This is a genomic window from Gemmatimonadota bacterium, assembly GCA_022560615.1.
Classification (GTDB): Bacteria; Gemmatimonadota; Gemmatimonadetes; order Longimicrobiales; family Gaopeijiaceae; genus UBA1138.
The window spans coordinates 1-4995 of sequence record JADFSR010000088.1; the positions used below are offsets into that span (position 1 = coordinate 1).

Below are 4995 nucleotides of genomic sequence, written 5' to 3' on the forward strand. Positions count from 1 at the left end.
CGCGTCGCCGGCTGCGGACAATCGGGCACCGACGCGGGAGTCCGGCGGGAGCTCGGCCCGGAAGACGACGTACCGGATCGCGCACTGGGCTGCGATCCCGAGCGCGACGGCCACGGTCACGATCTTGCCGAGTCGAACCAGCGCGCGCCTCATCCGTCGGAGCCGGGTCCGCGCCCGCCCGGTCAACGCGGAGGCCATGGGACGTACGACATGTACAGTAGGACCGTGATGAACTCAAACCGTGTCACCCTTTGGCCTCCTCGCCCATCAATTCCGCCGACCGTCGCAGTCTAACAAATAAGGATTGTTTCCACACTCTACGCGCGTGTAGGTGGCGAAGCGAGGGACCTGAGAGTGTGGAAACGATTCAGTTGGACTGAGCCGCTACGGCATCTTCGGTACCATCTCCGGCCGTCCAAGCGTGAACCGGTAGAGGAACCGCAGCGCAGCGATCACCTGCACGAACGCCGAACGCGATACCTCCCGATCATCCTTCAGGTACCGCAGGTACTCGCGGACCTCCTCCGCGCTCAGATCCGCCGGCGATTCGCTCGTAGTACCGCGCGATCTAACCCGGCGATGACATAAGCGGCATCTGGCGGACCGTGGTCGCCTATGGGGGCCTGATCGACGGCGAACATCGAGAGTATGGCGAGTCCCGTGCCCAGCACTGACACCGCCGTGAGCCTAACGAAACTAGTCCGAAATCCCGCGTTCCCCATGACTCGCCCCGCGCCCCAGACTGATCCTACCGGCCAGGCCAGGGCGGCGAAACTAAGCGTGAGGCACCCGCCTTCATAGCAATCGGTCGTACCGCCTGTGGCTGCAAACACCGCGAGGCCTACTCCACCTGAAAAGGCCAAGCCACCCAGGAAGCTCCCCCCTAGGACCCTCACACGAGACGGACGGGCGTCCGCGCTCAATGACGCTTCACCCGTCGCCACCTGACCACCTGCATAGATGGGCGACATTGCCAGGGCCAGAAGGAGCGTCGCGCAAATTCGTTGTCGTCTGGGAGGTCCTTCCCACAAGACCACCGCCGGCCAAAGAAAGACTCTGGGCATCATCGTGAAGTCCTCCTGGGTGTGGCACACATCGAGTGTCAACCAGGAAGATGCGCTCGATTCGGTTTGCGGCATCATACGTCAGATCACGTAGTGGGAGATCGCAGATACGCATCAATGGCGGGCATTCGTCCGCTCGATGGGCTTCGTGAGCGTGATCATCGTGAGCGCGCTGTTCGCGCTGGGGCTGCCGTTGGTGTTGTCAGTGGCTTCGGCCTCGATCCGCCTGTCTGGGACCGAGGGCTCGCCTTCCGGCTCAGTACGGCGCAGAATATCCCGACGTACTCGCCGGACCTCCTTCCGGTGAGGGCGCCATCCGAGATCGGAGATTCGAGATGAGAGCCATCGTCGCCGGGATCGCGCTGACCGCGAGTCTCACCGCGTGCGGCCAGCCCGCCGTCGAGGAGCAGGCCACCGGGCAAGAGGTGACGCGCCGCGTTCCCCAGTTCGAGAACGAGCATGTCGAGGTGTGGAAGACCATCATTCTGCCTAATCAGCCTCTCAGCATGCATCGCCACGACAACCCCCGCGCGATTATCGCGGTGAAGGGCGGAACGTTGACCCTCGTCAACGAGGCCGGTGACGAGCGCGACATGGTATGGGAGACCGGGAGCGCGTATTGGCTCGACATCGACCCCGAGGGTGAGCTGCACGGAGATGTGAACAAGGGCAGCGAGCCCATTGAAGTGATCGTCGTGCAGCTCAAGAACGTCGAGGCCGGGGGCGGCTGACCGTTTGCGGGGGACGTAGTACCGTTGGCCACGGCGCCTGCGTGGCTTTCGCCGGTCGGCCATCGTGTCTTATGATTGGCTACGGGTCCCGGCCTACGTGGCACCACGGCGAGCAATCGCGTGCCGCCTCCGGGCGCGGGGAGTCCTTGCTCGTTTGCAGGGCATCACCTCGCACATCTCGGGTGTGGAGAGTCAGCGTATGGGTCAGATAAGAACCCTGCGGCGCGACCTTCCCATGGTCCTCGCAGAACTGCATCGCCGGGGCGCTCGCAACATCACTCGCCGTCCGGCGCAGTTCGACGGGACCGTGCGCGTAGCATGGATGGAACCCGAGGATGCGCCGATCAACCCGTCGAACCTCCCAGGGGATCTCCTCCCCCTGTTGTCCGCCCCAGTCATGGTAGCCTTGTCCGCAGCCTTCATCGTGGTGTTGTTCGCGGTCGTGAGCGCCTTCGGAGGCATCGGCCCGCCGGGCTAGCGCCTGATTCAAGCTCTCGCCTTCGATGGAGACCACGAGGGTCCAGGAGTTTCGGCAGTGTCTTCGAGGATCGCTGCGCACCTCGTCGCCCGTCAGCGTCTCACGTTCGAGTAGGGCATCGCGAACGGCTCTCCATCCGGCGCCGCCGTCTCGCGCTCTCCTGACCTGCGCCGCATCTTGGGAGCATGAGTATCACCCGCCTGAACGCAGCCCTAGAAGGCCGCTACCGCATCGAGCGTGAACTGGGTGAGGGCGGGATGGCGACGGTTGTCTGACCTTCCGTGTCGAGGAGCGAAATGAGATGAAGAGCGTTGGTGTCACCTCGGTCCTTCTCCTGACGCTCGTCCTCGCCAGTCCGTCTGCGGGCGAAGCGCAGGTCCTTCGGCCCAACGAGCTTTGCAGCGACCAGCCCGACGAGACCATCGCGACGTTCGAGGATGCGAACCTTGAGGTCCGGCTCCGGGCTGCGCTCTCAATAAGTGACCAGGATGATCTCACTTGCGATCTGGTCGCTGGGCTGACGGGACTGACTGCTCCTCGGGCCGGGATCGAAAGCCTGGTGGGGATGCAGAATCTCACGGGCCTAACGATCCTCGACCTCTACACCAACTCGATCACCGACATCAGCGCGTTGAGCGAGCTCACCACCCTGACGGAACTCCGCCTCCAAAACGCTGCGATCACCGACATCAGCGCACTGAGCGGGCTGACAAGCCTGACGACCCTCCACCTCGACGGCAACTCGATCAGCGACATCAGCGCCCTTAGTGCGCTCACGGGCCTGACATTCCTCAACCTCGCCTCGAACTCGATCTTGGATATCAGTGCGCTGAGAGCGCTCACGAGCCTTAGGCAACTCTACATCAGCTCGAACCCGATCACCGACATCAGCGCGCTCAGCGGGCACACGAGCCTGACGGTCCTCGGCCTCCGCAACGACTCTATCAGCGACATTAACGCGCTCAGCGGGCTCACGAGCCTGACGGTCCTCAACCTGCAAGACAACCCAGCGCTCACGGACATTCAACCTCTGATCGCCAACGCAGGTCTAGGCGCGGGGCGTTCGGTGCTGCTCCAGTCCACGAGCGTGAGTTGCACGGACGTGGCTCTGTTGCAGGCCAAAGGCGTCGTGGTCACCTCCGACTGCGGATGACGTGCGGCTGGTAGGCGTCTCCGCGCCGACGTTGAGCGCCAGCCCTTCAGGAGCATGGGCTTCGTGAGCGTGATCATCGTGAGCGTGCTGTTCGCCCTAGGAGCCCGTGGCAGAAAGCGCTTATTCGAGCTACGGACGGGACGGAAAGAATCGGAGCGGATGGCGCCAAGCGACTGGCGATAGAAGCGCGAAATAGTCTGAGGGGCGTAATCGCGACTGTGTGGGCGCTCGAGAGCCGAGAAAAGAGGGCAAAGAGAGTGTCCGAGAGCCGTTTGCTTGCCTGGCGTGGCGTACCGACGCCGAGTGCCGTCCGCAGGAGCAGCGAGAGGTTGAAGCCAGCGTCGTGCACGAGCAGCCGCTTCAGGGCATTATCGCGGCCTCGTAAGAAGAGGCGCCTCATGCCTCCCGTCTCGTAGGTGTGCGCGAAGCTGCGCTCGATCAACTCGGCTCGCTTCTTCTGGAGTCGCTTGCCACGGTTCCCCCGCAGCCGCCGGCGATTCGCGTACACCCGCTGCTGCTGCTCTCGCTTGCCCTTCCAACATCGGCGCCCTCGATCCGGCTCGGACACGTAGCTCCTCACCCCATCCTGCGTGGCCAACCGCACCATCACGTCGTTGCCGTGATAGCCCTTGTCCGCGACCACCTCCCTGATCGGCTCCATGCCCAGCTCTTCAGCCGCGGCCTGCGCTTCCTCCAGCGTCTCGAAGATCGTCGTCGTGTCTCCCACGTCGGCCGGCTGCAGCGTCACCGCCATGAGCGCCCCGGTGTCGAGATCCACCGCGTGCTCTGCCTTGTGCGCCAGATGTGTACGCCCGTCCTTCATCTTCGTGATCCGCGCATCGGGATCCTGTGGATGCGTCCATTCCTGGTTCGACATCTTCTTCTTCCGCTTCCGGTCGAACCGAGCCAGCTCCTCCCGTGTCGGGCTCTCCAGACCCGCCTCCTCGGCCAACCGCCGAAGGTACTCCTCGTACTCCGCTCCCGTGTCCCGACGCACGATCGACCGTAGCGCGGCGTTCGCCTCCAGAGTCGTCGCGTCGATCGAGATCGTCTTGCCTCGAAGCAGGCCCTCGTCCACCAACACCTTCAGCACCCACCGGAATACCGCCCGGTGCGTCGAAAGCCAATACAGGCGCCGCGTCCGCGAGATCGTCGAATGGTCCGGCGTCCTCTCGTCCAGACCGTAGCCGAGGAACTTCCTCAAGCTCAGCGAGTCCGCCACGCGCCACGCGATCGCCCGCTCCGAATCCAGTCCCTCGAAATACCCGATCAACAACATCCGGAAATACACGCCCGGCGCCATGCTCGGTCGCCCGCGAACACCCCTATAGAAACGCCCGCACAGATGCTCGACCGCTCGATCGAACCCGTGCCGTGCGAGCAACTCGTTCAGTCGCTCATAGAACGCGTGTCCCGGTGCCTCCACGATCGCGTCCGACGCGATCCAGAGTTCCTCCTGCCGTTCTCGTTTCCTACGCTTTCCCATAGCCATAGGGTAACATAACGCATCTTATGCGCTATATCAAGTGCCGAGCACAGTCCGGTTGATTATTACCACGGGCTCCTAGG

The 4995-nt window shown here is 63.5% G+C and carries 5 protein-coding genes and 1 pseudogene; 3 read left to right on the plus strand and 3 right to left on the minus strand.

Annotated features, from left to right (window positions below; all coding sequences use genetic code 11):
* A partial coding sequence (locus IIB36_20225; GenBank protein MCH7534067.1) for a hypothetical protein occupies positions 1–153 on the minus strand: 153 nt, incomplete at its 3' end.
* Between the two features lie 231 nt (positions 154–384).
* A complete protein-coding gene (locus IIB36_20230) occupies positions 385–534 on the minus strand; it encodes a phage integrase N-terminal SAM-like domain-containing protein (GenBank protein MCH7534068.1) in 150 nt (49 codons plus the stop codon).
* Between the two features lie 865 nt (positions 535–1399).
* Here IIB36_20230 and IIB36_20235 point away from each other — a divergent pair.
* From IIB36_20235 to IIB36_20245, 3 genes are all read left to right on the plus strand, one after another.
* Positions 1400–1795, plus strand: coding sequence for a hypothetical protein (locus tag IIB36_20235; protein ID MCH7534069.1), 396 nt, complete (start codon positions 1400–1402; stop codon positions 1793–1795).
* Positions 1796–1994: 199 nt separating this feature from the next.
* Positions 1995–2273, plus strand: coding sequence for a hypothetical protein (locus tag IIB36_20240; protein ID MCH7534070.1), 279 nt, complete (start codon positions 1995–1997; stop codon positions 2271–2273).
* Between the two features lie 301 nt (positions 2274–2574).
* The gene (locus tag IIB36_20245; GenBank protein ID MCH7534071.1) at positions 2575–3426 is read left to right on the plus strand and encodes a leucine-rich repeat domain-containing protein; all 852 of its coding nucleotides are present in this window, start codon (positions 2575–2577) and stop codon (positions 3424–3426) included.
* Between the two features lie 391 nt (positions 3427–3817).
* On the opposite strand, the pseudogene IIB36_20250 reads toward IIB36_20245, so the two are convergent.
* A pseudogene (locus IIB36_20250) lies at positions 3818–4912 on the minus strand (transposase).
* Positions 4913–4995: the final 83 nt, after the last annotated feature.

Bases quoted from the DNA above. Each gene is read 5' to 3' on its own strand.
- IIB36_20240 (MCH7534070.1), top strand. From the start codon at position 1,995: ATGGGTCAGATAAGAACCCTGCGGCGCGACCTTCCCATGGTCCTCGCA.
- IIB36_20245 (MCH7534071.1), top strand. From the start codon at position 2,575: ATGAAGAGCGTTGGTGTCACCTCGGTCCTTCTCCTGACGCTCGTCCTC.
- IIB36_20235 (MCH7534069.1), top strand. From the start codon at position 1,400: ATGAGAGCCATCGTCGCCGGGATCGCGCTGACCGCGAGTCTCACCGCG.